General features: G+C 71.9%; 19 protein-coding genes. 9 read left to right on the top strand and 10 right to left on the bottom strand.

What is annotated here, in order from left to right:
* Nucleotides 1–80: 80 nt before the first annotated feature.
* Both J3486_RS37445 and J3486_RS37440 read right to left on the bottom strand, forming a co-directional pair.
* Nucleotides 81–2,066 (bottom strand): glycogen debranching N-terminal domain-containing protein, encoded by a 1,986-nt coding sequence (locus tag J3486_RS37445; protein ID WP_207828306.1) that lies wholly within the window; start codon nt 2,064–2,066, stop codon nt 81–83.
* A gap of 35 nt (nt 2,067–2,101) precedes the next feature.
* On the bottom strand, nt 2,102–3,577 hold the full coding sequence (locus J3486_RS37440) for a hypothetical protein (protein ID WP_374194818.1): 1,476 nt from the start codon (nt 3,575–3,577) through the stop codon (nt 2,102–2,104).
* 144 nt (nt 3,578–3,721) lie between these two features.
* Between J3486_RS37440 and J3486_RS37435 the strand changes: the two genes are divergently transcribed.
* From J3486_RS37435 to J3486_RS37425, 3 genes are all read left to right on the top strand, one after another.
* The gene (locus tag J3486_RS37435; protein ID WP_207828304.1) at nt 3,722–4,927 is read left to right on the top strand and encodes an ROK family protein; all 1,206 of its coding nucleotides are present in this window, start codon (nt 3,722–3,724) and stop codon (nt 4,925–4,927) included.
* Nucleotides 4,928–5,353: 426 nt separating this feature from the next.
* A complete protein-coding gene (gene ppdK, locus J3486_RS37430) occupies nt 5,354–8,083 on the top strand; it encodes a pyruvate, phosphate dikinase (RefSeq protein ID WP_207828303.1) in 2,730 nt (909 codons plus the stop codon).
* 202 nt (nt 8,084–8,285) lie between these two features.
* Nucleotides 8,286–9,203, top strand: a complete 918-nt coding sequence (locus J3486_RS37425; RefSeq protein ID WP_207828302.1) for an oxidoreductase — start codon at nt 8,286–8,288, stop codon at nt 9,201–9,203.
* Nucleotides 9,204–9,296: 93 nt separating this feature from the next.
* On the opposite strand, the gene J3486_RS37420 is transcribed toward J3486_RS37425, so the two are convergent.
* On the bottom strand, nt 9,297–9,818 hold the full coding sequence (locus J3486_RS37420; protein ID WP_207828301.1) for a hypothetical protein: 522 nt from the start codon (nt 9,816–9,818) through the stop codon (nt 9,297–9,299).
* A gap of 227 nt (nt 9,819–10,045) precedes the next feature.
* Between J3486_RS37420 and J3486_RS37415 the strand changes: the two genes are divergently transcribed.
* The 3 genes from J3486_RS37415 to J3486_RS37405 are packed head-to-tail and all read left to right on the top strand — an operon-like array spanning nt 10,046 to nt 13,076.
* Entirely contained in the window at nt 10,046–11,302 is a 1,257-nt protein-coding gene (locus J3486_RS37415; protein ID WP_207828300.1) for an ABC transporter substrate-binding protein, read from the top strand.
* On the top strand, nt 11,299–12,231 hold the full coding sequence (locus J3486_RS37410) for a carbohydrate ABC transporter permease (protein WP_207828299.1): 933 nt from the start codon (nt 11,299–11,301) through the stop codon (nt 12,229–12,231). The genes J3486_RS37415 and J3486_RS37410 overlap by 4 nt, the downstream gene beginning before the upstream one ends.
* Nucleotides 12,231–13,076, top strand: a complete 846-nt coding sequence (locus tag J3486_RS37405; protein WP_207828298.1) for a carbohydrate ABC transporter permease — start codon at nt 12,231–12,233, stop codon at nt 13,074–13,076. The genes J3486_RS37410 and J3486_RS37405 overlap by 1 nt, the downstream gene beginning before the upstream one ends.
* Before the next feature lie 22 nt (nt 13,077–13,098).
* On the opposite strand, the gene J3486_RS37400 is transcribed toward J3486_RS37405, so the two are convergent.
* Both J3486_RS37400 and J3486_RS37395 read right to left on the bottom strand, forming a co-directional pair.
* Complete coding sequence (locus tag J3486_RS37400) at nt 13,099–13,875, bottom strand: SDR family NAD(P)-dependent oxidoreductase (RefSeq protein WP_207828297.1); 777 nt, start codon at nt 13,873–13,875, stop codon at nt 13,099–13,101.
* Nucleotides 13,876–13,949: 74 nt separating this feature from the next.
* Entirely contained in the window at nt 13,950–14,534 is a 585-nt protein-coding gene (locus J3486_RS37395; RefSeq protein ID WP_207828295.1) for a TetR/AcrR family transcriptional regulator, read from the bottom strand.
* A gap of 122 nt (nt 14,535–14,656) precedes the next feature.
* Between J3486_RS37395 and J3486_RS37390 the strand changes: the two genes are divergently transcribed.
* Nucleotides 14,657–15,334 (top strand): hypothetical protein, encoded by a 678-nt coding sequence (locus J3486_RS37390; RefSeq protein ID WP_207828292.1) that lies wholly within the window; start codon nt 14,657–14,659, stop codon nt 15,332–15,334.
* Here J3486_RS37390 and nirD read toward each other — a convergent pair.
* Genes nirD through J3486_RS37375 form a run of 3 tightly spaced genes read right to left on the bottom strand, consistent with a single transcriptional unit; the run spans nt 15,331 to nt 19,491 of the window.
* Nucleotides 15,331–15,684: a nitrite reductase small subunit NirD gene (gene nirD, locus J3486_RS37385; RefSeq protein WP_374194820.1), complete on the bottom strand. Its 354-nt coding sequence runs from the start codon at nt 15,682–15,684 to the stop codon at nt 15,331–15,333. The two genes, J3486_RS37390 and nirD, sit on opposite strands and share 4 nt — an antisense overlap.
* A gap of 2 nt (nt 15,685–15,686) precedes the next feature.
* Complete coding sequence (nirB, locus tag J3486_RS37380; RefSeq protein WP_207828290.1) at nt 15,687–18,230, bottom strand: nitrite reductase large subunit NirB; 2,544 nt, start codon at nt 18,228–18,230, stop codon at nt 15,687–15,689.
* Between the two features lies 1 nt (nt 18,231).
* Entirely contained in the window at nt 18,232–19,491 is a 1,260-nt protein-coding gene (locus J3486_RS37375) for an NAD(P)/FAD-dependent oxidoreductase (RefSeq protein WP_207828289.1), read from the bottom strand.
* A gap of 197 nt (nt 19,492–19,688) precedes the next feature.
* Here J3486_RS37375 and J3486_RS37370 point away from each other — a divergent pair, with 197 nt between their 5' ends.
* A complete protein-coding gene (locus J3486_RS37370) occupies nt 19,689–20,474 on the top strand; it encodes a TSUP family transporter (protein ID WP_207828288.1) in 786 nt (261 codons plus the stop codon).
* Nucleotides 20,475–20,493: 19 nt separating this feature from the next.
* Here the strand turns inward: J3486_RS37370 and J3486_RS37365 are convergent, their stop codons facing one another.
* Together J3486_RS37365 and J3486_RS37360 are read right to left on the bottom strand one after the other, a co-directional pair.
* Nucleotides 20,494–21,120 (bottom strand): class F sortase, encoded by a 627-nt coding sequence (locus tag J3486_RS37365; protein ID WP_207828287.1) that lies wholly within the window; start codon nt 21,118–21,120, stop codon nt 20,494–20,496.
* Between the two features lie 150 nt (nt 21,121–21,270).
* Nucleotides 21,271–21,801 carry a hypothetical protein gene (locus J3486_RS37360; protein ID WP_207828286.1) on the bottom strand — a complete coding sequence of 177 codons (531 nt, stop codon included), beginning with the start codon at nt 21,799–21,801 and terminating at the stop codon, nt 21,271–21,273.
* A 233-nt stretch (nt 21,802–22,034) separates the two neighbouring features.
* On the opposite strand from J3486_RS37360, the gene cutA reads away from it, so the two are divergent.
* Nucleotides 22,035–22,379 carry a divalent-cation tolerance protein CutA gene (gene cutA, locus J3486_RS37355; protein ID WP_207828285.1) on the top strand — a complete coding sequence of 115 codons (345 nt, stop codon included), beginning with the start codon at nt 22,035–22,037 and terminating at the stop codon, nt 22,377–22,379.
* The last annotated feature ends 131 nt before the right edge of the window (nt 22,380–22,510 follow it).

Below are 22,510 nucleotides of genomic sequence, written 5' to 3'. Positions count from 1 at the left end.
CGGAGCCGCATATCGACAGGGCCCCGCGCCCCTGAGATGCCGCACCTGCGGTGCGGCATCTCCTCGGGAAGGCCCCCGGCCTAACCTCCGACGGCGCTCAACAGTGCCAGCGGCGCCGCAGCCGACCGTGACTCGCGGGCGCACGCGTACGGATACGGGACCGGCGCCGGGTACGCCTCCCGCTCGTAGCCGGCGACGACCTCGGGAAGCCGCCCACCGCACGCGGCCGCCGCCGCGACGAGCCCGCCCGCGACGACGCGCGCCTCGTCGTGCAGCCCGTACCGGGCGAGCCCGAGCGCGATCAGGGCGTTGTCGTGCGGCCACACCGAACCCCGGTGATAGGAGAGCGGGTGGTACGCGGCCTGGCCGGAGGCCACCGTGCGGACCCCCCAGCCGGAGAAGAAGTCCGGTTCGAGCAGGCGCCGCCCCACCGCCTCCCCGTACTCCTTGTCGAGCAGCCCCGACCACAGCAGATGCCCGGCGTCCGAGGCCAGCGCGTCGACCTGGTGGCCCTCGCCGTCGAGGGCCAGCGCGGGAAAGCCCTTCTCCTCCATCCAGAAGTCGCGCAGGAAACGGTCCCGCAGATCCGCCGCCGCCTGTTCGAGCAGCTCCGCGTAGACCACGTCGTCCCACACCGTGCGGGCGAGGACCGCGGTGCGGCGCAGCGCGTCGTACGCGTAGCCCTGCGCGCCCGCCGCCATCACCGGGCCCGTCGCCCGGCTGCCGTCCGCGGAGCAGATCGCGCCGGGGGAGTCCTTCCAGTTCTGGTTGGCCAGGCCGCCCTGGTCGGCGCGGTAGACCAGGTAGCCGCGCGAGGTGAGCCCGCCGTGGTCGAGCATCCAGCCCACCGCGGCCCGCGCGTGCGCTTCGAGGCGCCGGGCGAGCGCCGCGTCCCCGGTGTGCTCGGTGTACGCGCCGAGCAGGACCAGGAAGAGCGGAGTGGCGTCCACCGAGCCGTAGTAGCGCCCGTACGGCACCTGCCCGAAGTGCGCCAGCTCCCCGTGCCGCACCTCGTGCACGATCTTGCCGGGCTGCGCGACGGCCCCCTCGACCCGCTCGGTCGCCTGGGTCGCGGCGAGCACGGGGAGCGTGGCGGCGGCCAGTTCGGGGCGGTAGGGCAGGGCGAAGAGCGAGGTCAGCAGTGCGTCACGGCCCAACAGCGTCAGGAACCACGGCACCCCCGCCGCCGGCACCAGAAGCCGCTCCCCGTCCGGGCCCGCCGCCGGCACCCGCAGGACCGCGAGGTCCGCGAGCCCCTGCGCACACGCCGCCGCCAGCTCGGGCCAGGCACCCGGCAGCGTCACGCCCTGCCCGAACTCCGCGACGGACGCGGCGAGTTCGGCGGCCGCGGCGTCCGGGGACACGGGCACCGGTACGTCCGGGACGCCGTGCGGGCGCGCCGCCACCCGCAGCGTCAGCCCCGCGCTGCCCTGCGCGTCGAGCTCCACCGTCCACACCAGCCGGCGCGCCCCCGTGCCGGTCTCCTCCACGGCCTCCGGCGCCGGGTCGCTCGTCACGGTCGTCGACGAACGCCAGTCGCCCCGCGTGTACGTGAACTCCACGCCGTCGTCCTGCACTTCACGCCTGCGCACCGCGCCCGTCTTCATGTACGTGCGATGGTCGGAGCGCAGCTCGAACTGGTCGGCGAAGTCGGCGTCGACGGTCAGTGCCACCCGTACCGTGGTCGGCACCGGCCGGTTCGACACGATCCGCAGCAGGTCCACCAACGCGCCCTCGCCGAGGGCCTGTTCGCGGAAGAGCGTGTACGCGGGCGGCTCCTGGCGCCCGCCGCGCGGCACGAGCACACAGCGGGCGACGCCCCCGTCCTCGTACGACAAGGGGGTCAGCACCTCGGGTGCGGCCCCGTCGACCGTGAGCTGCCAGCGGCTCAGGTGCCGGGCGTCCCGGACGAACAGGCCGTCGGGCGCGAACCCCGACGAGCCGCCGCGCACCGCGCTCAGCCCGCCGCCCGCGTCGAACGACGCGAACGTGCCGCCGCGGACGAGGAGTGGGGTGGTGCGGCCGTGCCCGAAGCCGTAGCCGTGTCCGCCGAGTGTGTCCGTCATCGAGAGGTTCCTTCCTTAAGAGGGTGCTGAGGGCCTCAGCACCCTCCTGGGCCCTGTCCCCGCGTTACCGCCTGCCCGGCGGTGTCCCGTGCGTGGCTGCGCGGCCCCTGGGGGCTCAGCAGGTCCAGCGTCAGTGCGGCGGTCCAGCCGAAGCCGCGGGCGCCGCAGCCCGCCCCCGTGTACGGATCGACGTACTCGGCGAAGTCCGATGCCCCGGCCGTGTCCAGCATCGCCGCGCGCAGCCGGGCCGCACCCCCGAGCTCACCGTGCAGTCGAAGCCCGTACTCCAGAAGCCAGTTGGTGTTGAACCAGGCCGGGCCGCGCCAGTAACGGTGCGGGTCGAAGGCCGGGCCCAGCAGGTCGTAGCTCGGCGCGAGCCGCACCCGGTCGCCGATGCCGAAGTGCGGGCCGCGCGCGGTGCGCACCAGCGCGCGGACCACGTCGCGCGGCAGCGTCGGCAGGATCAGGGGGAGCAGGCCCGACACGCTGTACTCCTCGATCGGTCCTGCCCCGCGCACGTCACGGCAGAAGAACATGCCGGCCGCCGGGTCCCACAGGCGCTCTACGAGGGCCGCCGTCAGCCGCTCCGCGCGTGCGTGCCGCGCCGTGCCCGCCGCCCCCAGCTCGCAGGCGATGCGCGCGAGGGCGTGCTCGGACGCCGCGAGCAGCGCGTTGAAGGACGGGTCCTCGACCGCGAACTCCCCTCCCGCCCGGCTCCCGCCACCGCCCTCGACAGAGGTCCTTCGGGCCGCCCCTTGGTCGTCGTCCGCGTACCGGGCGTCGCGGTAGTCCATCGCGAGGCGGACGTAGCGGCCGTAGTCGAGGTCCGTCGGGCGGTCGTCCGCCGCGCCGTGCTCCAGGTCGGCGCGCCGGAACATGCGCGGCTCGGCCGGGGTGATCCGGCTCAACGGCCCGTCCCAGCAAGGAGAGTTGTCCATCCCCTGCTCCCAGGGGTGCACGACGGAGGCGAGCCCGCCGCCGCCCAGGTCGCGGCGGTGCAGCAGATAGCGGTGCCAGGCGGCGAGCGCGGGGTACACGCGGGTCAGGAAGCCGCGGGCGCGGGAGAGTTCTGGATCGGCGCGGTGCACCAGCCAGGCGGCGAGCGCGTGCACCGGCGGCTGCACGATCCCCGAGGTCTCCACGGCGGCCGGGGCGCCCCGCACGCTCGACGAGCGCCAGAAGTCGGGACTGGGGAAGTACGCGTCCAGCGGGACGGCAGGGTTGAACACGATGTGCGGGATCCGGCCGTCGGCCCACTGGGCGCTCAGCAGCGTCTCCAGCTCCGTCTGGGCGCGTAAGGGGGAGACGTGCCGCAGCCCGATCGCGATGAACGCCGAGTCCCACGACCACTGGTGCGGGTACAGCGTGCGCGAGGGGACGGTCGACGCCCCCGTCCAGTTGGCGTCGAGGACCCGGACCGCGCGGTCCCACAGCGGCTCGTGCTCCGGCTCCCGCCGCCTGGCCCCGGCCGTGGGTGCCGCGGCCCTGAGCCGCTCGGTGGTGTGCTCCACATGTTCTCCCGCGCGTACGTCCGTGAACTGCCGGGGTGCCGGTTACGCAGCAGGCAGCATAGAGTTACGTCTACTTAACACGCAAAACCTAGAATGTAACGCCGAGTTGATGAACGCAAGGGATACGGAGAAGGAGGGGGCGCGATGGCGGGGAACCAGGCGAACGCCGGAGATCTTCTGCACCTGGTGCGCAGCGGCCGGGCGACCACGCGCGGCGCGCTGCAGGAGGTCACCGGCCTGTCCAGGGCCACCGTCGGCCAGCGCCTCGGCCGTCTCTTCCGGGCCGGCTGGCTGCGTGAGGGCACCGCGGAGACCGTCAACTCCCGCCTCGGCGGCCGCCCTTCGATCCACCTGGAGTTCGACGACACGCACGCCGTCGTGCTCGCAGCCGCCCTCGACACCCGGCACGCCCGCGCCGCCGTCCTGACCCTGTCCGGCGAGATCCTCGCCGAGCGCACCGGGAACCTGACGGTGCAGGACGGTCCGGAGAACGTCCTGTCGCAACTGGGCGTCTGGTTCGGCGACTTGATCAAGGAGTCGGGGCGCGACGCCGGGACCGTGTGCGGCATCGGGCTCGCCGTCCCGGGCCCGGTCGACACCGGCAGCGGCCGCGTCATACAGCCCCCGATCATGCCGGGCTGGGACGGCTACGACATCACGGGCCGGCTCGGCCGCGCCGCCGCCGAGCACGCGGCGACCCCGTCCGACCTGCCGGTCGTCGTCGACAACGACGCGAACCTGATGGCGTACGGGGAGCAGCGCGCGTCCCACCCCGACTGCGCCGCCTTCGTCCTGGTCAAGGTCTCCACCGGGATCGGCGCGGGCGTCGTCGTAGACGGCGCCATCTACCGCGGCATCGACGGCGGGGCCGGCGACATCGGGCACATCCGCGTACCGCAGGGGGCCGACGCGCTGTGCCGGTGCGGTTCGTACGGCTGCCTGGCGGCGGTCGCGAGCGGCCGGGCCCTGGCGCGCCGGCTCACCGAGGAGGCTGGGGTGCCCGCCGAGTCCGGCTCGGACGTGCGCGAGCTGCTCGGCGCCGGGCACCCGGAGGCGGTGCGCCTGGCGCGGGAGGCGGGGCGCGCGGTGGGCGAGGTGCTCGCCACCGTCGTCACGCTGCTCAACCCCGGCGTTCTCATGATCGCCGGAGATCTGGCCGGAACTCCCTTCCTCACGGGCGTGCGCGAACTCCTGTACCAGCGCGCCCTGACCCGCTCGACCGCGCACCTGGACGTCGTCACGGCGCGGCTCGGCGACCGCTCCGCGCTCATCGGAGCGGGAGCGCTGGTGGTGGAGGAGCTGTACGCGCCCGAGCGGGCCGAGCAGCGGCTCGCGGCGCTGGGCGTGTGACAGGCGCGTTTCGCCCCGTCACGGCTGTTTCAGGCTGTCCGCATGCTGACATCGGACCGTCCGTGAGCCGCTTCAAACGGCGTGATTCTCGCCACCCTTGATAGCCCTTGCGCTCAGATGAGCGCGAAATCCTCGCCTGCGCTTCTTCAATACCTGGCACTGAGTGCCACTGCTCGATCATTTATGTCTTGAACGCAAGTGAGTGCAGTAGCTGCTCATGTGAGCGATATTCGGGCTCTACGGGGGTTGCGTGTTTATGCCTTGAAGGCGGGAGGTCTGCTTCCCGTACCCGTCAGTCACTTTCGATCTCCTGGCGGACGGGTGGTTACGGCCGCATGACAGCTAAGTGGACGTACCCATGGGCCTTGGATCTGGGTATGTTCCTCGCCGTCAGGGCAGCCACCGAGCCTCGAGGAGTCGAGACCCGTGTCGGAAAACAAAGATCCTCAGGTAGCCAACGAAGGCGCGAAGTTCGTCTACGACTTCACCGAGGGCAACAAGGACCTCAAGGACCTCCTGGGCGGCAAGGGCGCGAACCTCGCCGAGATGACCAACCTGGGCCTTCCGGTCCCTCCGGGGTTCACCATCACCACCGAGGCCTGCAAGGTCTACCTCGACAGCGGCGACGAGCCGGTGGCACTCCGTGACGAGGTCACCCAGCACCTCGAAGCCCTTGAGGCGCAGATGGGGAAGAAGCTCGGCCAGGCCGACAACCCCCTTCTGGTGTCGGTCCGTTCGGGCGCGAAGTTCTCCATGCCCGGCATGATGGACACCGTCCTCAACATCGGTCTCTCCGACAAGTCGGTGCAGGGCCTCGCGAAGCAGGCCGGCGACGACCGCTTCGCCTGGGACTCGTACCGCCGCCTCATCCAGATGTTCGGCAAGACGGTGCTCGACGTCGACGGCGACCTCTTCGAGGAGGAGCTGGAGAAGGCCAAGCGCACCAAGAAGGTCACGGTCGACACCGACCTGGACGCGGCCGACCTGAAGAAGCTCGTCACGCGCTTCAAGAAGATCGTCAAGACCGAGGCCGGGCGGGACTTCCCGCAGGACCCGCGCGAGCAGATGGACCTGGCCATAAAGGCCGTCTTCGAGTCGTGGAACACCGACCGCGCGAAGCTCTACCGCCGCCAGGAGCGCATCCCCGGCGACCTCGGCACGGCCGTCAACGTCTGCTCGATGGTCTTCGGAAACCTTGGCCCCGACTCCGGCACGGGCGTCGCGTTCACCCGCGACCCCGCCTCGGGCCACCAGGGCGTGTACGGCGACTACCTGCAGAACGCGCAGGGCGAGGACGTCGTCGCGGGCATCCGCAACACCGTGCCGCTCGCCGAGCTGGAGTCCATCGACAAGAAGTCGTACGACCAGCTCATGCAGATCATGGAGACCCTTGAGAACCACTACAAGGACCTCTGTGACATCGAGTTCACCATCGAGCGCGGCCAGCTGTGGATGCTCCAGACCCGCGTCGGCAAGCGCACGGCGGGCGCGGCCTTCCGTATCGCGACGCAGCTCGTCGACCAGGGCCTGATCGACGAGGCCGAGGCGCTCCAGCGCGTCACGGGCGCCCAGCTCGCGCAGCTGATGTTTCCGAAGTTCGACGAGGAGGCGAAGGTCGAGCAGCTCGGGCGCGGCATCGCCGCCTCGCCGGGCGCCGCGGTCGGCAAGGCGGTCTTCGACTCGTACACCGCCGTCAAGTGGTCGCGCTCGGGCGAGAAGGTCATCCTCATTCGCCGTGAGACCAACCCCGACGACCTCGACGGCATGATCGCCGCCGAGGGCATCCTGACCTCGCGCGGCGGCAAGACCTCGCACGCGGCCGTCGTCGCGCGCGGCATGGGCAAGACCTGTGTGTGCGGCGCCGAGGAGCTGGAGGTCGACACCAAGCGGCGCCGGATGACCGTCGGCGGCGTGGTCGTGGAAGAGGGCGACGTCGTCTCCATCGACGGTTCGACCGGCAAGGTCTACCTCGGTGAGGTGCCCGTCGTGCCGTCCCCGGTCGTCGAGTACTTCGAGGGCCGCATGCACGCCGGCGCCGACGACGCCGACGAGCTGGTCGGCGCCGTGCACCGGGTCATGGCCTACGCGGACCGGGTACGCCGCCTGCGCGTACGCGCCAACGCCGACAACGCCGAGGACGCGCTGCGCGCCCGTCGCTTCGGTGCCCAGGGCATCGGCCTGTGCCGCACCGAGCACATGTTCCTCGGTGAGCGCCGCGAGATGGTCGAGAAGCTGATCCTCGCCGACACCGACGTCGAGCGCGAGGAGTCGCTGAAGGAGCTCCTGCCGCTCCAGAAGCAGGACTTCGTCGAGCTCTTCGAGGCGATGGACGGCCTGCCGGTCACGATTCGCCTGCTCGACCCGCCGCTGCACGAGTTCCTGCCCGACATCACCGAGCTGTCGGTGCGCGTCGCCCTCGCCGAGTCCCGCCAGGACGCCAACGAGAACGACCTGCGGCTGCTCCAGGCCGTGCACCGGCTGCACGAGTCGAACCCGATGCTGGGTCTGCGCGGCGTCCGTCTCGGCCTGGTCATCCCCGGCCTGTTCGCCATGCAGGTACGGGCCATCGCCGAGGCCGCCGCCGAGCGCAAGAACGCCAAGGGAGACCCGCGCGCCGAGGTGATGATCCCGCTCGTCGGCACCGTCCAGGAGCTGGAGATCGTCCGCGAGGAGGCCGACCGGGTCATCGCGGAGGTCGAGGAGACGTACGGCGTCAAGCTGAAGCTCGCCATCGGCACCATGATCGAGCTGCCCCGCGCCGCCCTCACGGCCGGACAGATCGCCGAGGCCGCCGAGTTCTTCTCCTTCGGCACCAACGACCTCACGCAGACGGTCTGGGGCTTCAGCCGGGACGACGTGGAGGCGAGCTTCTTCACCGCGTACCTGGAGAAGGGCATCTTCGGGGTCTCCCCGTTCGAGACGATCGACAAGGACGGTGTCGGCTCGCTCGTGAAGGCCGCCGCCGAGGCGGGCCGCGCCACGCGCCCCGACCTCAAGCTCGGCGTCTGCGGTGAGCACGGCGGCGACCCGGAGTCGGTCCACTTCTTCCACGAGGTCGGCCTCGACTACGTCTCCTGCTCCCCGTTCCGCATCCCGGTCGCGCGCCTGGAGGCGGGCCGCGCCGCGTCCACCTCGACGGGCAGCGACCACCGCTGACACCCGCCGTGTGAACCCCCGGAGCCGTCGTCGGTCCCCGACCCTCACCGATCGCGGCGGCTCCGGTGCGATATGAAGGGCGGCACCCCTGTGCGGGGGGTGCCGCCCTTTCGCGTACGCGGGCGGCCGGGGTTGAGCGGAATCGGGGCGGCCACTTTACTGTCGGGTAAGGAAGCCGGACCGATCCCCAGGGAGCACCGCCATGAGCGGCTGGAACGCGAGCGACATCCCCGATCAGCGCGGCCGCACGGCCGTCGTCACCGGGGCCAACAGCGGGATCGGGTACTGCGCCGCGCGGGAGCTGGCGCGGGCCGGCGCCCGGGTCGTGCTCGCCTGCCGCAGCGCGGAACGCGGGAGCGCGGCGGTGGAGCGGGTGCGCGGCGAAGTGCCGGGCGCCGACGTCGAGTTCGGGGCGCTGGACCTCGCCGACCTCGACTCCGTGCGGAAGTTCGCGGACGCGTGGACGGGCCGCACCCTCGATCTGCTCGTCAACAACGCGGGCGTCATGGCGCTGCCCCACCGGCGCACCGCCGACGGCTTCGAGACCCAGTTCGGCGTCAACCACCTCGGGCACTTCGCGCTCACCGGCCTGCTGTTGCCGAGTCTCCTCGACGCCCCCGCACCTCGTGTCGTCTCGGTCTCCAGCGGGATGCACGCCCTCGCCAACATCGACATCGGCGACCTCAACAGCGAGAAGAAGTACGGGCGTTGGGTGGCCTACGGCCGCTCCAAGACCGCCAACCTCCTCTTCGTGCACGAACTGGCCCGGCGCGCCACCGGCACCGGCCTCGTGGCCGCCGCCGCGCACCCCGGCTACGCCGCCACCGAGCTCCAGGCCCGCGGCCCGCAGATGGAGGGCAAGCGGGGCATGGAGCGGTTCTACGAGATCGGCAACCGCTTCTTCGCCCAGTCCGCGGACGGCGGCGCCCTGCCCACCCTGTACGCGGCCACGGCGCCCGGCGTCCGCCCCGACGGCTTCTACGGGCCGCGCCTGCTGGCCCGCGGCGCGCCCACGGCGTCGTGGCGCGCCTCGTGGACCCTCAACGACAGCGCGGGGGAGCGCCTGTGGGCGGCGTCCGAACAGCTCACCGGGGTGTCGTACGCGGGCCTGAAGGGCTGAGAGCCCGGGGCCTGGACCCCCGTCTGCGCCCCGACCCCCGGCACGCCCGCTCGCCGCACGTCGCCCCAGGCCCTTCGGGCGGACGACGGGGGTTCAGACACGGGCTCCGCGAGCCGACAGGCCCGCCGCTTCGAAGAGGGGGCGGGCCAGATCGCCGTCAAGGCGCGCCGCCAGCACCCGGACGACGTCCTCGCCGGAGGTCATCAGGCCGCGCGCCAGGGCCCGCCGGGCGCCCGTCTCCACCTGATGCCACAGCACCGGGTTCGCGAGCAGCACCGCGGGGTCGCACGCCACCCGGGAGCCCAGGGTGTCCCGCAGCTCCAGGCGCGGGGCGACACCTTCGGTCCTGCGCACCGAGACCAGCAGGTCGGTGCAGACGTGGCGGCGCCGCCACAGCCCGCGGACCACGAGCCGGCCGGGGCCCGCCGAGACCCGCGGCGGGTGCAGCACTCCGTACAGCAGCAGGGACAGCCCCGTCCACAGGGCCGCGCGGGCGGGGCTCAGGGTCTCGTGCTCCGCGTCGATGGCCGTGGCCAGGCCGAGCGTCAGGCCGGAGCAGAGCAGCGCGGCCCGCACTTCGTGCGCCCAGTGACGGTCGAGGACCTCGTCTTCCATGCAGCGCACCGTAGGCCGGACCGGGCTCCGCCGCAGCCCGTCTTGACGCGCTGTTGACCTGCAAACTCCGCACTCTGACGGTTCGTTCGCGGTGGTTGACGCGCAGTGACGCCGTGGACAACGACACACGGCTGTCGTTTCCCTGTCGCAACCGCCGCGCATGGTTGATCGTTGGGGCCGACAGGCTCACAGGAACCGAACAGCGAACCGACAGGGGGACACCCGCGATGACCATCAGCCGCAGGGGACTGCTCACCGCCGGAGCCGCCGGCTCCGCGCTCGGTCTGCTCAGCGCGTGCGGGTCGAACACGGGCCGGGGCGACGGATCGGGCGGCGGACCGAAGCTGTCGCAGTGGTACCACCAGTACGGCGAGACGGGCACCGAGCAGGCCGTGAAGAAGTACGCGGCCGCCTACGAGAAGGCCGCCGTCAGCGTGCAGTGGCGCCCCGGCAACTACGACCAGCAGACCGCCGCCGCCCTGCTCACCGACTCGGGCCCCGACGTCTTCGAGGTCAACGGGCCCAGCCTGGACATGATCCAGGGCGGGCAGGTCGCCGACCTCACCGACCTCCTCAAGGGCGTCGAGGACGACTTCAACCAGGCCGTCCTCGCCCCCAAGCGCCACGACGGCAAGATCTGGGGCATCCCGCAGGTCATCGACATGCAGATGCTCTACTACCGCAAGAGCCTGCTCGACGCCGCGGGGGTGAAGCCGCCCGCGACCCTCGACGAACTCGTCGACACGGCAAGGAAACTGACCACCAAGAAGGTCAAGGGCCTCTTCCTCGGCAACGACGCGGGCGCCGGAGTCCTCGGCGGCACCCCGCTCTACGCCGCCGGGCTCAGCCTCGTCACCGAGGACGGCGAGGTCGGCTTCGACGATCCGGCCGCCGCCCGCGCCCTCGGCAAGATCCACCGCCTCTACGCCGACAAGTCGCTGCTGCTCGGCGCGCCCGCCGACTGGTCGGACCCGTCGGCGTTCACCCAGGGACTCACCGCCATGCAGTGGTCGGGCCTGTGGGCGCTGCCCGCCGTAAAGAAGGCGCTCGGCGACGACTTCGGCGTGCTGCCGTTCCCGAAGGAGGGGGCGCAGGGCAAGCCGTCCGTGCCGGTCGGCGCGTACGCCGCGGCCGTCTCCACGCGCAGCAGGCACCAGCAGGCCGGCAAGGACTACCTGAAGTGGCTGTGGGTCGAACGCACCGACTACCAGGAGGACTTCGCGCTCTCCTACGGCTTCCACATCCCGGCCCGGATCTCCCTCGCCAAGAAGGCGGCCAAGCTGCGTGAGGGCGCCGCCGCCGACGCGGTCCGCTTCACCACCGAACACGGCTACGCCCAGCCGCTGCTGTGGACCCCGGCCGCGCAGACCGCGTACCAGGACGCGCTCAACCGCATCATCAAGGACGGCGCGAACCCGGACAGCGAGCTGAAGAAGGTCGTACGGAAGGTGTCCGCGGAGCTCGACCGCGTGAAGAAGAAGTGAGCCGCAGCGCCACGAGCACGGACCGACTGCGCGAGCGCAACCGGGCGTTGTGGTTCTGGGTGTTCGTCGGCCCGTTCGTGCTCGGGCTGCTCGTCTTCACGTACGTCCCGCTCGGCTGGAGCGTCTGGCTCAGCTTCTTCGACGCCCACAACACGGTCACCCCGGACGCCTTCGTTGGGCTCGACAACTACACGGCCCTGCTGAAGGACGACGCGTTCACCTCCAGCCTGTGGACGTTCTGCGTCTTCACCCTCTTCATCGTGCCGACGACGTACGCGGCCTCGCTCGCCCTCGCCCTCATGGTGAACCGGCTGCGGCGCGCCCAGGCGTTCTTCCGCTCCGTCTTCTTCCTCCCGGCCGCGTGCAGCTACGTCGTCGCGGCGCTGATCTGGAAGATGTCCCTTTTCAACGGGGTGCGCTTCGGGCTCGCCAACACCCTGCTCGGCTACGTGGGCGTGGACCAGATCGCCTGGCTGTCGACGACGCATCCACCCTGGTACTGGCTCGTCGTCGTCACCGTACGGCTGTGGCTCCAGGCCGGCTTCTACATGATCCTGTTCCTGGCCGGACTGCAACGCATCAGCCCGACTCTCTACGAAGCGGCGGCGGTTGACGGCGCGCGTCCCGGCTGGCAGGTGTTCCGGCACATCACGTTCCCGCAGCTGCGCGCCACATCCGTGGCCGTCGTGCTGCTCCTCGTCATCAACGCCTTCCAGGCCTTCGACGAGTTCTACAACCTGCTCTCCGACGCCCGCGGCTACCCGCCCTACGCACGGCCGCCGCTCGTCTACCTCTACTACACCGCCCTCGGCCAGGGGCAGAACCTCGGTCTCGGCAGCGCGGGAGCCGTCCTTCTCGCCCTGATCATCGCGGTGGTGACGATCGGTCAGGCCCGCTGGTTCGGGCTCGGCGGAAAGGAGGCCGACTGATGGCCCGCGTCCACGACGACGCCCTGGTCCGGGCGGGCCGCGCCCTGCGCCTCGTCCTTCTGGTCGCGCTCGCGCTGCTCTTCCTGATCCCCTTCTACCTGCTGCTGCGCAACGGCCTGGCCCGCGAGGAGGACATCACCTCGCCCGACTGGACGTTCTTCCCGTCCGCCGTCCAGTGGGGCAACCTGAGCGAGCTCTTCGACGACACCTCGGTGCCGTTCGCCCGCTCCCTCCTCAACTCCGCGCTGATCGCGGTCGTGACGACCGCCGGCACGCTGCTGCTCGCGTCCCTCGCCGGATACGGGCTCGCGCGCATCCCGTACCGGCACGCGAACAAGGTCTTCTACGCGATCCTCGGCACGTTGATGGTCCCGGCGGCCGTGACGTTCGTACCGACCTTCGTCCTGGTGTCGTCGCTCGGCTGGGTGTCGACGCTGCGCGGACTGATCGTCCCCACCCTCTTCTCCGCCTTCGCGTGCTTCGTCTTCCGGCAGTACTTCCTGGGGTTTCCGCGGGAGTTGGAGGACGCGGCGCGTGTCGACGGGCTCGGCTACTGGCGCACGTACTGGAGAGTGGTCGTGCCGAACGCGCGGCCCGTGTTCGCCGCGGTCGGCACGATCGTCTTCATCGGTGCCTGGAACTCCTTCCTGTGGCCCCTGGTCATCGGGCAGGACCGGAGCGCCTGGACGGTGCAGGTGGCCCTGTCGTCGTTCACCACGTCCCAAGTGGTGCGGCTGCACGAGCTGTTCATCGCGGCGGCCGTGTCGATCGTGCCGCTGCTGCTGGTCTTCCTGCTGTTCCAGCGGTGGATCGTGGCGGGGGTGGAACGCTCCGGCATCGACTGAACGGCGCTGCCGGGCAGGGGAGTCACGCGGACGCGCCGCCGTCGATCACCAGGTCCGTGCCGACCACCGACGCGGCGTCGTCGGACGCGAGGTAGAGGACGGCGGCGGCGACCTCTGCGGTGGCCGAGACCCGGCCGAGCGGGGAGTCGCTCTTCATGCGGACCGCCTGCTCCGCCTCCGTCTCGCCCGGACGGCGCGACATGGTGGTGGCGGACGCGCCGGGACTGACCGCGTTGATCCGCACGCCCTCGGCGATGTGGTCGAGGGCGGCGCCCCGGGTGAGCGCGGAGACGACGGCCTTGGAGGCGCCGTACGCGGTGGTGCCGGGCCTGGTGCGGTGCGGGCCCAGGTTCGAGGAGATGTTCACGATCGCGCCGCCCGACTCCTGGGTGCGCATCTGGGCGATCTGGGCCTGGAGCCCGTACAGCACGCCTGTGGCGTTGATGTCGAGGAGCGTCTGCCAGTCCTCGGCGGACAGCTCGGTGAGCGGGCCGCCGCCACGGAAGACACCCGCGTTGTTCACGGCGACGTCCAGCGCGCCGAACCGCTCGACTGCCGTACGGACAGCGGCCTTCACGTCCTCCGCGTGGCTCACGTCGGCCGGGTGGGCGAAGGCGGTGCCGCCCGCCGCCTCGATGAGCGCGACGGTCTCGTCGAGCGTGGCGGGGGTGCGGCCGACGACGACCACGTTCGCGCCCTCCGCCGCGAACGCGAGCGCGATGGCGCGGCCGATTCCCGAGCCGGCGCCGGTGACGAGGGCGGTCCTGCCGGTGAAGCGGGAGCGGGATGCAGCGGTCATCTCGGGATACCTCTTTCTTGACCGATCGGTTCAGTATGAGGGCGTGCGAAAAGAGCGAGAGAAGCGGTTCCGGTTCAGTCCAGCAAGGTGAGCGCCTGTTCCGCCGCGTCCCGGATCCGGGCCGGGTCCTGCGACGCCTTGCCCGTGACGCGGATCCCCTGGAGCAGCACGAGCAGCATCCGGGCGAGCGCGCGCGGGTCGCGGCCCTCGGGCAGCTCGCCCCTGGCTCGCGCCCGTTCGAGACTCGCGTGCAGCAGCGTCTCGATCTGCTCCCAGCCGCGCTCCACGCGGCGCGCCGCCTGGGCGTCGTGCGGGCCGAGCTCCGCCGCCGTGTTGGTGAACAGGCAGCCGAGCAGGCGCCGGTCGTCCGTGGTGGCCTCGGCCGCGAACCGGCGGACCACGGCGCGTACGGCCTCCAGCGGCGGGCCGTCCCCCGACAGTTCGGCCACGGTGACCGCGCCGGTGGACTCGCCGTACCGGTCCATCGCCTTCAGGTACAGCTCGTGCTTGTTGCCGAACGTCGCGTAGATGCTGGCGCGTCCGATGCCGAGGTGTTCGACGAGGTCCGACATCGACGTCGCCTCGTAGCCGCGCGCATGGAACAGCTCAAGGGCTGCCTGCAGCGCGGCGTCCGGGTCGAATTCCTTGGTCCTGGCCACGGGAGCGATCCTAGGGTTTTCCAGAACGATAGGTCAAGAATCGAAGGGCGGGTGTGAGCGAGGGCGCCAGTGGTTAGTTTCGGGCGGGGCAACCAAGAGGGGGGAACGTCATGAGGTCGATCATGCCCGGACGCAGACGGGTCGGGCGATACGTGGGAGCGCTGGGGGCGGCGCTCGGCCTGGTCCTGGGGGCCGGCGGTGCGGCGCGGGCGACGCAGACGGTGGAGATCCCGGCGAACGCCCCGGGCGGCGTCTCGGCGACCGTCACCTTCGAGCGGCCGGTCGTGCCGCAGCCGTACACCCCCGACCCCACCGACTACTGGGGCCCGAACCGCTGCCTGCTCACCTACCACGTCTACGAGGGCACCCCGGGCTGCGGCGGCTTCGTCGTGGACGTCGCGCTGCACGACGTCCGCACCCAGCCGGGCTTCCTGGCGGGCGTCGACGAGTCGGCGTACTTCACCGCCAAGGCCGACACCGAGCGGACCTTCGGCTGCCTGCGCGCGGACGGCACCTTCGACTGGGGCAGCGCCTTCGTGGTCCGGCTCGACGACGTGGACCTCGGCGCCGTCCACTACGAGACCAGCGCCTACTGGGTCGTCCAGACCCAGCGCGCGGACCCGGCGAACGACGTCGGGCCCGCCTTCTACATGAACTTCCCCGCCGTCGACTTCACCTGCCCCGAAGGGCAGGTGAAGTGGCAGTACGGGCTCAAGGTCAGCGACCTGCGGGTGTCGATCGCCGACTCCCCGGTGTTCGGCACGCAGACCTGGCGCCACGACGGCGCCTACTACGCCTAGGCGGCGCGGACGGTGTACGCCTGGACGGCGACCTCGTCGTCGTCCAGGCAGCGCCCCGTCTCCAGGTCGAAGCGCTGCTTGAGCAGCGGGGACGCCACGAACGGGCGGCCCCGCTGCGAACCGAGCAGCCCGCGCGAGAGCACGGACGCGCCCGTGAACGGATCGGTGTTGTCGATGGCGTGCACCCGGCCGGAGCGGTCCAGGAAGACCGCCGCCTGCCGGCCGTCCGGCAGCAGGGCCGCGACACCGCGCCCCGGGGTGAGCCGGCCCAGCTCACACACCGTCAGCCAGCCGTCCTCCAGGCCGAGTTGCACCATGACCGTTGTCTTCTCGGGAGCGATCGGAGCCATTGTCATCGGACAGCGAGTCCTTCCAGGGGGATCAGCGGCAGTTCGGGCTTGATCTGGTCGCGCTCCGGAACGAAGCGGACCGTCGGGTCGGGGGTGTCCGGCGCGTTCACGAAGGAGACGAAGCGGGCCAGGCGCTCGGGGTCGTTGATGGTCTCGGACCACTCGTCGCGGTAGTGCGCGACGTGGTCCCGCATCAGGGCCTCCAGCTCGTCGCAGATGCCCAGCGAGTCGTGCACGACGACGTCCCGGACGTGGTCGAGGCCGCCCTCGATACGCTCCAGCCAGACCGAGGTGCGCTCCAGCCGGTCGGCGGTGCGGATGTAGAACATCAGGAACCGGTCGATCATCCGGATCAGCTCGGCATCGCTCAAGTCCTGCGCCAGCAGGTCCGCATGACGGGGTGTCATGCCACCGTTGCCGCCGACGTACAGGTTCCAGCCGGCGGCCGTGGCGATGACGCCGAAGTCCTTCGACTGGGCCTCGGCGCACTCGCGGGCGCACCCGGACACCGCCGACTTCAGCTTGTGCGGGGAGCGCAGGCCCCGGTAGCGCAGCTCCAGGTCGATGGCCATCCGGACCGAGTCCTGCACGCCGTAGCGGCACCAGGTCTGCCCCACACACGACTTCACGGTGCGCAGCGCCTTGCCGTACGCGTGCCCGGACTCGAAGCCGGCGTCCACCAACCGCGCCCAGATACCGGGAAGTTGGTCGACGCGGGCGCCGAACAGGTCGATCCGCTGACCGCCCGTGATCTTCGTGTAGAGCCCGAAGTCCCGGGCCACCTCGCCGATCACGATCAGCTTCTCGGGCGTGATCTCGCCGCCGGGGATCCGGGGCACGACCGAGTACGACCCGTTCTTCTGCAGGTTGGCGAGGAAGTGGTCGTTGGTGTCCTGCAGCGCCGCCTGCTCGCCCTCCAGGACATAGCCGTCCGCGCCGATCGAGGGCGCGAGCGAGGCGATGACGGAACCGACGGTCGGCTTGCAGACCTCGCAGCCCTCGCCGCCGCGCGCCTCCTCGCGGCCGTGCTCGTCGAGCAGCCGGGCGAAGCTCGTGATCCGCTTGACGCGCACGATCTCGTACAGCTCCTGGCGGGTGTGCCTGAAGCAGCCGCACAGCCCGTCGTCACCGGACTTCGGCAGCAGCTGCCCGATCAGCTTGACGCAACTGCCGCACCCCGTACCGGCCTTGGTGCACTTCTTCACCTCGGGCAGCGTGGTGTGCTCGCAGATCTCGCCCTTGGTCACGTTGTGGCAGGAGCAGATGACGGCCTCGGCGGGCAGCGCGTCCGGGCCGAGCTGCGCCGGCCCCCCGGCGCCCGCGGGCAGGACGAGCGACTCGGGCGCGACGGGCGGCACCGTGCCGGTGAGCGCGCGCAGCGTCCCGTACGCCTCGGCGTCGCCGACGAGGATGCCGCCGAGCAGCTCCCCCTCGCTGCCGATGACGAGCTTCTTGTACGTGCCCGAGCGCGAGTCCGAGTAGACGACGTCGAGGCAGCCCTCGCTCGCGCCGTGCGCGTCGCCGAAGGAGGCCACGTCGACACCGAGCAGCTTCAGCTTGGTGGAGAGGTCGGCGCCGGTGAAGGAGGACAGGCCGGTGCCGGACGCGATGGCGTCGGCGGCGGTCAGCGCCATCTCGTAGCCGGGGGCGACCAGGCCGTACACCCGGCCGTCGGCGGCCAGCGCGCACTCGCCGATCGCGTACACGTCGGGGTCGCTGGTGCGGCACTGCTCGTCGACGGTGATACCGCCGCGCTCGCCGACCGCCAGGCCCATGTCACGGGCGAGCTGGTCGCGCGGCCGGACACCGGCGGAGAACACGACGAGACCGGTGGCGAGTTCGGAACCGTCGGACAGCTTCATGCCGCTGACCCGGCCCTCGGCGTCGACGACGATCTCCTGCGTCCCGACGCCCGTGTGCACGTCGAGCCCCATGCCGGTGATGGTCTTCAGCAGGGCCGCGCCACCGCCCTCGTCGACCTGCACCGGCATGAGGCGCGGCGCGAACTCCACGATGTGCGTGGCGAGTCCGAGCCCCTGGAGCGCGCCCGCCGCCTCAAGTCCGAGCAGCCCGCCGCCCACCACGGCGCCGACGGTGGCGTTGTTCTTGGCGTACTCCTCGATCGCGTACAGGTCCTCGATCGTCCGGTACACGAAACAGCCCGTGGCGTCCTTGCCGGGCACCGGCGGCACGAACGGGTAGGAGCCGGTGGCGAGCACCACCGTGTCGTACGCGACCTTCAGACCGGACCGGGCGTGCACGATGCGCGCCTCGCGGTCCACGACCACGGCCGGATCGCCCACGTACAGCTCGATGCCGTGCCTCTCGATGAACTCCATGTCCGTCATCGAGAGCTCCTCGGGGGTGGTGCCCGAGAAGTAGGAGGTCAGGTGCACACGGTCGTAGGCGGGCCGCGGCTCCTCGCAGAGCACGACCACGCGGTGGGTGTCGGTGATCCCGCGCTCGGCGGCGCCCTCCAGGAAACGCTGGCCGACCATGCCGTGGCCGATGAGTACAAGGGTGGGCAGGGCCGTGTCGGTCGCCATGTCAGAGGCCTCCGTCGTGAGTGAGCAGGTGGAGCAGCGAAGCCCCGACGGCGTCGTCACCGTCGTCGGCGGGCAGCGTTTCGTCGGACTCCCAGGCACGGGCGAGCGCGCCGACGCTGGCGAGCTCGCCGACCAGGACCCCGCCGACGAGCCGGTCGCCGCGGACGACGACCTTGCGGTACGTGCCGCGGGTGGCGTCCGTGAGCTGGACGACGTCGTCGCCGGGCAGCGCCTCGGTCTCCCCGAAGGCGGCCAGGTCGAGGGGGCCCGCCTCGTGCGGGAGGGTGAGCCGGGTCAGGGTGCGGGTGCCGGTGTAGGCAGCGGCGCCCTCCGTCAGCAGACCGGCGAGGGCGTCGGCCTGTTCGAGGGCGGGGGTGGCGAGCCCGTACACGGTGCCGTCGTGCTGGGCGCAGTCGCCGATCGCGCGGATGTGCGGGTCGCTGGTGCGCAGCTCGTCGTCGACGACGACACCCTTGCGCACGTCGAGCCCGGCGGCCTGCGCGAGACCGGTGCGGGGCCGCACCCCGCACGCCAGGACGGTGACATCGGTGCCGAGCACGTATCCGTCGTGCAGTTCGACGCGGCGGACGCGCCCGTCGACGACGCCCACACCGCGGACCCGGCACTCGGTGTGGATCTCGACGCCGAGCGCGGTCAGATGCCGCTCGACCAGCTCGCTCGACCGGGGATCGAGCTGACGCTCCATGAGCCGCTCGGCCTGCTGGGTGAGCACGACCTGGACGCCGCGCCGGGCCAGTGCCCGGGCGGCGCAGACGCCGAGCAGACCGCCGCCGATGACGACGGCGCGGGTGCCCTCGCCGACGGCCCGCGACAGTGCGAGGCAGTCGTCCATGGTCCGGAACGCGTGCACCCCGCCCGGCAGTTCACGGGCGCCGGGCGCGAAGAGGCCGCGCAGCGGCGGCAGCACGGGGTTGGAACCGGTGGCGAGCACCAGCGTGTCGTACCCGACCTCGGCGCCGCTCTCGCACTGCACCACACGCCGCTCGCGGTCGATGCGGACGGCGCGGGTGCGCAGCCGGGGGCCCGGGGTACGGGGCAGTGCGATGACATCGGGGGAGTAGGTCCCCGCGAGGACCTCGGCGAGCAGCACCCGGTTGTACGGGGCGTGCGCCTCCTCCCCGATCAGCACCGCGCGTTCGCCCAGTCGCTGGGCGAGGCGGGTGCCGGCGAGGCCGGTGCCGATGACGACGACGCGGGCCCCGTCCCGGAGGCTGTCGTCGTGCTCGTGCGATGCGGTCATGTACCGCAGAGTGCGGGGCGGGTGTTTCTCGGTGGCGTCCCGTTCGTTTCTCGTGGGGAACGCGTCCCTCAGCGGGGGAGGTGAGGAGGTGTGAGGGGCTGCGGCCTGCCCGGATGCCGGGACACGGAGCTCAGATGTGGCTCAAGTCTCCCCGGATACGTGGACGGCACACGCACCCCGTCCCTAGGCTCCCGATCATGCCTGACATATCCCTGACCACCACCGTTGTGCTCTGCCTCGCCGCGCTGGCGGCCGGCTGGGTCGACGCGGTGGTCGGCGGCGGAGGCCTGCTGCTCCTGCCCGCGCTCCTGCTCGGCCTGCCGAACGGCGCGCACGCGGGCCCGTACGCGCTCGGCACCAACAAGGCCGTGGCGATCGTGGGCACGACGGGCGCCGCCGTCACCTACGCCCGCAAGGCCCCCGTCGACGTACGCCTGGCGGCCCGCATCGGCCTGGCCGCGCTGACCGGCTCCACGTGCGGGGCGCTGCTCGCGGCCGGCATGAGCACCGATGTCCTCAAGCCGATCGTGATGGTGGTGCTGGTCGCGGTGGGCGCCTTCGTGATCTTCCGCCCGTCGTTCGGCACGGCCCCCTCCGCGGTCCCCGTCTCGCCGCGCCGAGTCCTGGCGGCGATCGGCTTCGCGGGCCTCGGCATCGGCTTCTACGACGGCCTGATCGGCCCCGGCACCGGCACCTTCCTGGTCCTCGCCCTCACCGCGATCCTCCACCTCGACCTGGTCACGGCCTCCGCCACCGCAAAGATCGTCAACTGCTGCACCAACGCGGGCGCCCTGGCGATGTTCGCCTGGAAGGGCACGGTCTACTGGCAACTGGCCGCGCTGATGGCCGTGTTCAATCTGGCCGGCGGGATGGTCGGCGCACACACGGCACTGAAGCGGGGCGCGGGGTTCGTGCGGATCGTGCTGCTGACGGTGGTGTGCGCGCTGGTGGTGAAGATGGCCTACGAGCAGTGGGTGGCGTGAGCCTGTCCCCGCGCCGGCGCTACCGGCTGCCCGTCAGATGCGCGAACACCACCACGTTCCCCTGGTACCCCGTCCTGCGTGAGTACGGGCCGCCGCACGTGATCACTCGTAGTTCGGGGCGGCGGGCCGTGCCGTAGACCTTCTCGTCGGGGAAGTTCTTCGCGTCGTAGACCTCGACGGCGTCGACCGTGAAGACGGCCACCGAGCCGTCGCGGCGGTCGATCTCGATGGTGCGGCCGCGGGTGAGGGCGCCGAGGTCGTAGAAGACGGCGGGGCCGACCGCGTTGTCGACATGGCCCGCCACGATCGCCGTGCCGCGTTCACCGGGGCGGGTGCCCGCCTCGTACCAGCCCGCGAGGTTCTTCTTCTCCGGCGGCGGGACGTCGAGGCTGCCGGAGCGCGTCAGGCGCAGGCCCATCAGCGGGGCGTCCACACGGATCGACGGGATGCGGATGCGGTCCGGCGGGGACGGGGTCATCGGCGCCGCGCCGGGCAGGTTCGCGGTGCCGGGGGAGTGCGCCTGGGAGGCGGCGGGCTGGGGCGGTGGATGTCCTTCGGAGCCCGTGGTCAGCAGCCAGGCCCCGGTGCACAGGGCGAGCGCGGTGACGGCTCCCGCAACGGAGTTGAGGACGGTTCCGGTGCGCACGGCGATGACCTCCTGGCGTGGGGAAGCCGCCCTCCCCTCCGGCCCGCGAGGGGGTGCGGGCCGGAGCGGGAGGGGGTGTGAGCGGTACCTGGGGGACGGGGACGGGCCCGCGGGCGGCGGAGGGTGCCCGCGGGACCGTCACGGCGTCCTTCAGATCCCATCGCCTCTCGCCCGGCGATGCAGGAGCCAGGTACCGCCCGCGGCGGCGACGGCCAGGGCCGCCACTCCCGCCGCGGTCTGCACGGGGTCGGGACCGAGCGCGCCGCCGACCCCCGTCTCGACATGCCCTTTGGGCATCTGGGCGCCCGGCGCGCCCGGTTCGGTGAGCGACACGATCAGATCGCCGGTGACCCGGGTGCCGCCGGAGCAGCGGGCGACGATCTCGTACGTGCCCGGCTGCGCCGACACCGGAACGGTGAACCGTCCCACGCTGTCCGCCGGGCCCGCCGCGTCGTCGGTGTCCGGGGCCAGGGTGAACGGGCCGGCGCCGACCGCGCCGGCGTCCCCGGCCGCCGTGCCGTGGGCACCGCAGGCGGTGGTGTCCACGGTGACCGTGGAACCCGGGGCCGCCGTCACCGGATAGACCTCGAGGCCGCCCGGGGAGGCGACCGCGGGGACGGCCCAGAGCCCGGAGACGGCGACGGCGAACGCGGCGGCGATCAGCGGTCGGCCTGTACGCATCGTTGCTTGCTCCTTGTGCGTTCTGCTGGGGCGTCGGACGCGCCCTGCAAGCACGAGGTAAGTGGCAGTCGCTCCGGCGCGCCTCCTGATAGGCAGTCAGAAAGCCCGCACACAGTGGTCTCCTGACGGGGTGAAGGGAACATTCCAGCAGGTCATCGGCGTGTCGGAGGAGAATTGCCCGAAAGGCCGTGCCCGGCGTGCGACCGGGTGACGGGGGCGGGCGCCGGGTCACAATGGGCGGCATGGAGAAGCCCGACTCGACCGTGCTGGCCGTGCTGACCACCGTGGACGCCGTGGAGAAGGGGGAGGCGCTGGCCCGGGGCGCCGTGGAGGCGCGCCTCGCCGCGTGCGCGCAGGTGTCCTCCGGGTCCGTGACGTCCGTGTACCGGTGGGAGGGGGTGGTGGAGACGGCGCGGGAGTGGCGGGTGCTGCTGAAGACCACGCGGGCGCGGTACGCGGAGCTGGAGGCGTGGTTGACGGAGCATCACGAGTACGAGACGCCGCAGATCGTGGCGCTGCCCGTGACGCACACCGCCACCCCCTACCTGACCTGGCTCACGTCCCAGGTCACCCCGTAAGGGGATACTGCCGCGGCTCCGGCCGTGCCCCGTCAGGGGGGCGGGGCTCTGTCGGTATGCGGCTCCGCCGCGCGGGCGCGACCGGCGGTGGTCGTGCCCCGTAGGGGCGCGGGGAACTGCGCGACCAGCCG

The sequence above is a fragment of the Streptomyces sp. VRA16 Mangrove soil genome (assembly GCF_017377775.1).
In the GTDB taxonomy this organism is placed as follows: Bacteria; Actinomycetota; Actinomycetes; order Streptomycetales; family Streptomycetaceae; genus Streptomyces.
The sequence above is the reverse complement of the archived record's forward strand: the minus strand, read 5'-3'. Positions and strand labels throughout refer to the sequence as shown.

Coding starts and splice junctions, on each gene's coding strand:
- J3486_RS37445 (WP_207828306.1), bottom strand. CDS start 2,066: ATGACGGACACACTCGGCGGACACGGCTACGGCTTCGGGCACGGCCGC.
- J3486_RS37435 (WP_207828304.1), top strand. CDS start 3,722: ATGGCGGGGAACCAGGCGAACGCCGGAGATCTTCTGCACCTGGTGCGC.
- J3486_RS37425 (WP_207828302.1), top strand. CDS start 8,286: ATGAGCGGCTGGAACGCGAGCGACATCCCCGATCAGCGCGGCCGCACG.
- J3486_RS37420 (WP_207828301.1), bottom strand. CDS start 9,818: ATGGAAGACGAGGTCCTCGACCGTCACTGGGCGCACGAAGTGCGGGCC.
- J3486_RS37415 (WP_207828300.1), top strand. CDS start 10,046: ATGACCATCAGCCGCAGGGGACTGCTCACCGCCGGAGCCGCCGGCTCC.
- J3486_RS37405 (WP_207828298.1), top strand. CDS start 12,231: ATGGCCCGCGTCCACGACGACGCCCTGGTCCGGGCGGGCCGCGCCCTG.
- J3486_RS37400 (WP_207828297.1), bottom strand. CDS start 13,875: ATGACCGCTGCATCCCGCTCCCGCTTCACCGGCAGGACCGCCCTCGTC.
- J3486_RS37390 (WP_207828292.1), top strand. CDS start 14,657: ATGCCCGGACGCAGACGGGTCGGGCGATACGTGGGAGCGCTGGGGGCG.
- nirD (WP_374194820.1), bottom strand. CDS start 15,684: ATGGCTCCGATCGCTCCCGAGAAGACAACGGTCATGGTGCAACTCGGC.
- nirB (WP_207828290.1), bottom strand. CDS start 18,230: ATGGCGACCGACACGGCCCTGCCCACCCTTGTACTCATCGGCCACGGC.
- J3486_RS37375 (WP_207828289.1), bottom strand. CDS start 19,491: ATGACCGCATCGCACGAGCACGACGACAGCCTCCGGGACGGGGCCCGC.
- J3486_RS37370 (WP_207828288.1), top strand. CDS start 19,689: ATGCCTGACATATCCCTGACCACCACCGTTGTGCTCTGCCTCGCCGCG.
- J3486_RS37360 (WP_207828286.1), bottom strand. CDS start 21,801: ATGCGTACAGGCCGACCGCTGATCGCCGCCGCGTTCGCCGTCGCCGTC.
- cutA (WP_207828285.1), top strand. CDS start 22,035: ATGGGCGGCATGGAGAAGCCCGACTCGACCGTGCTGGCCGTGCTGACC.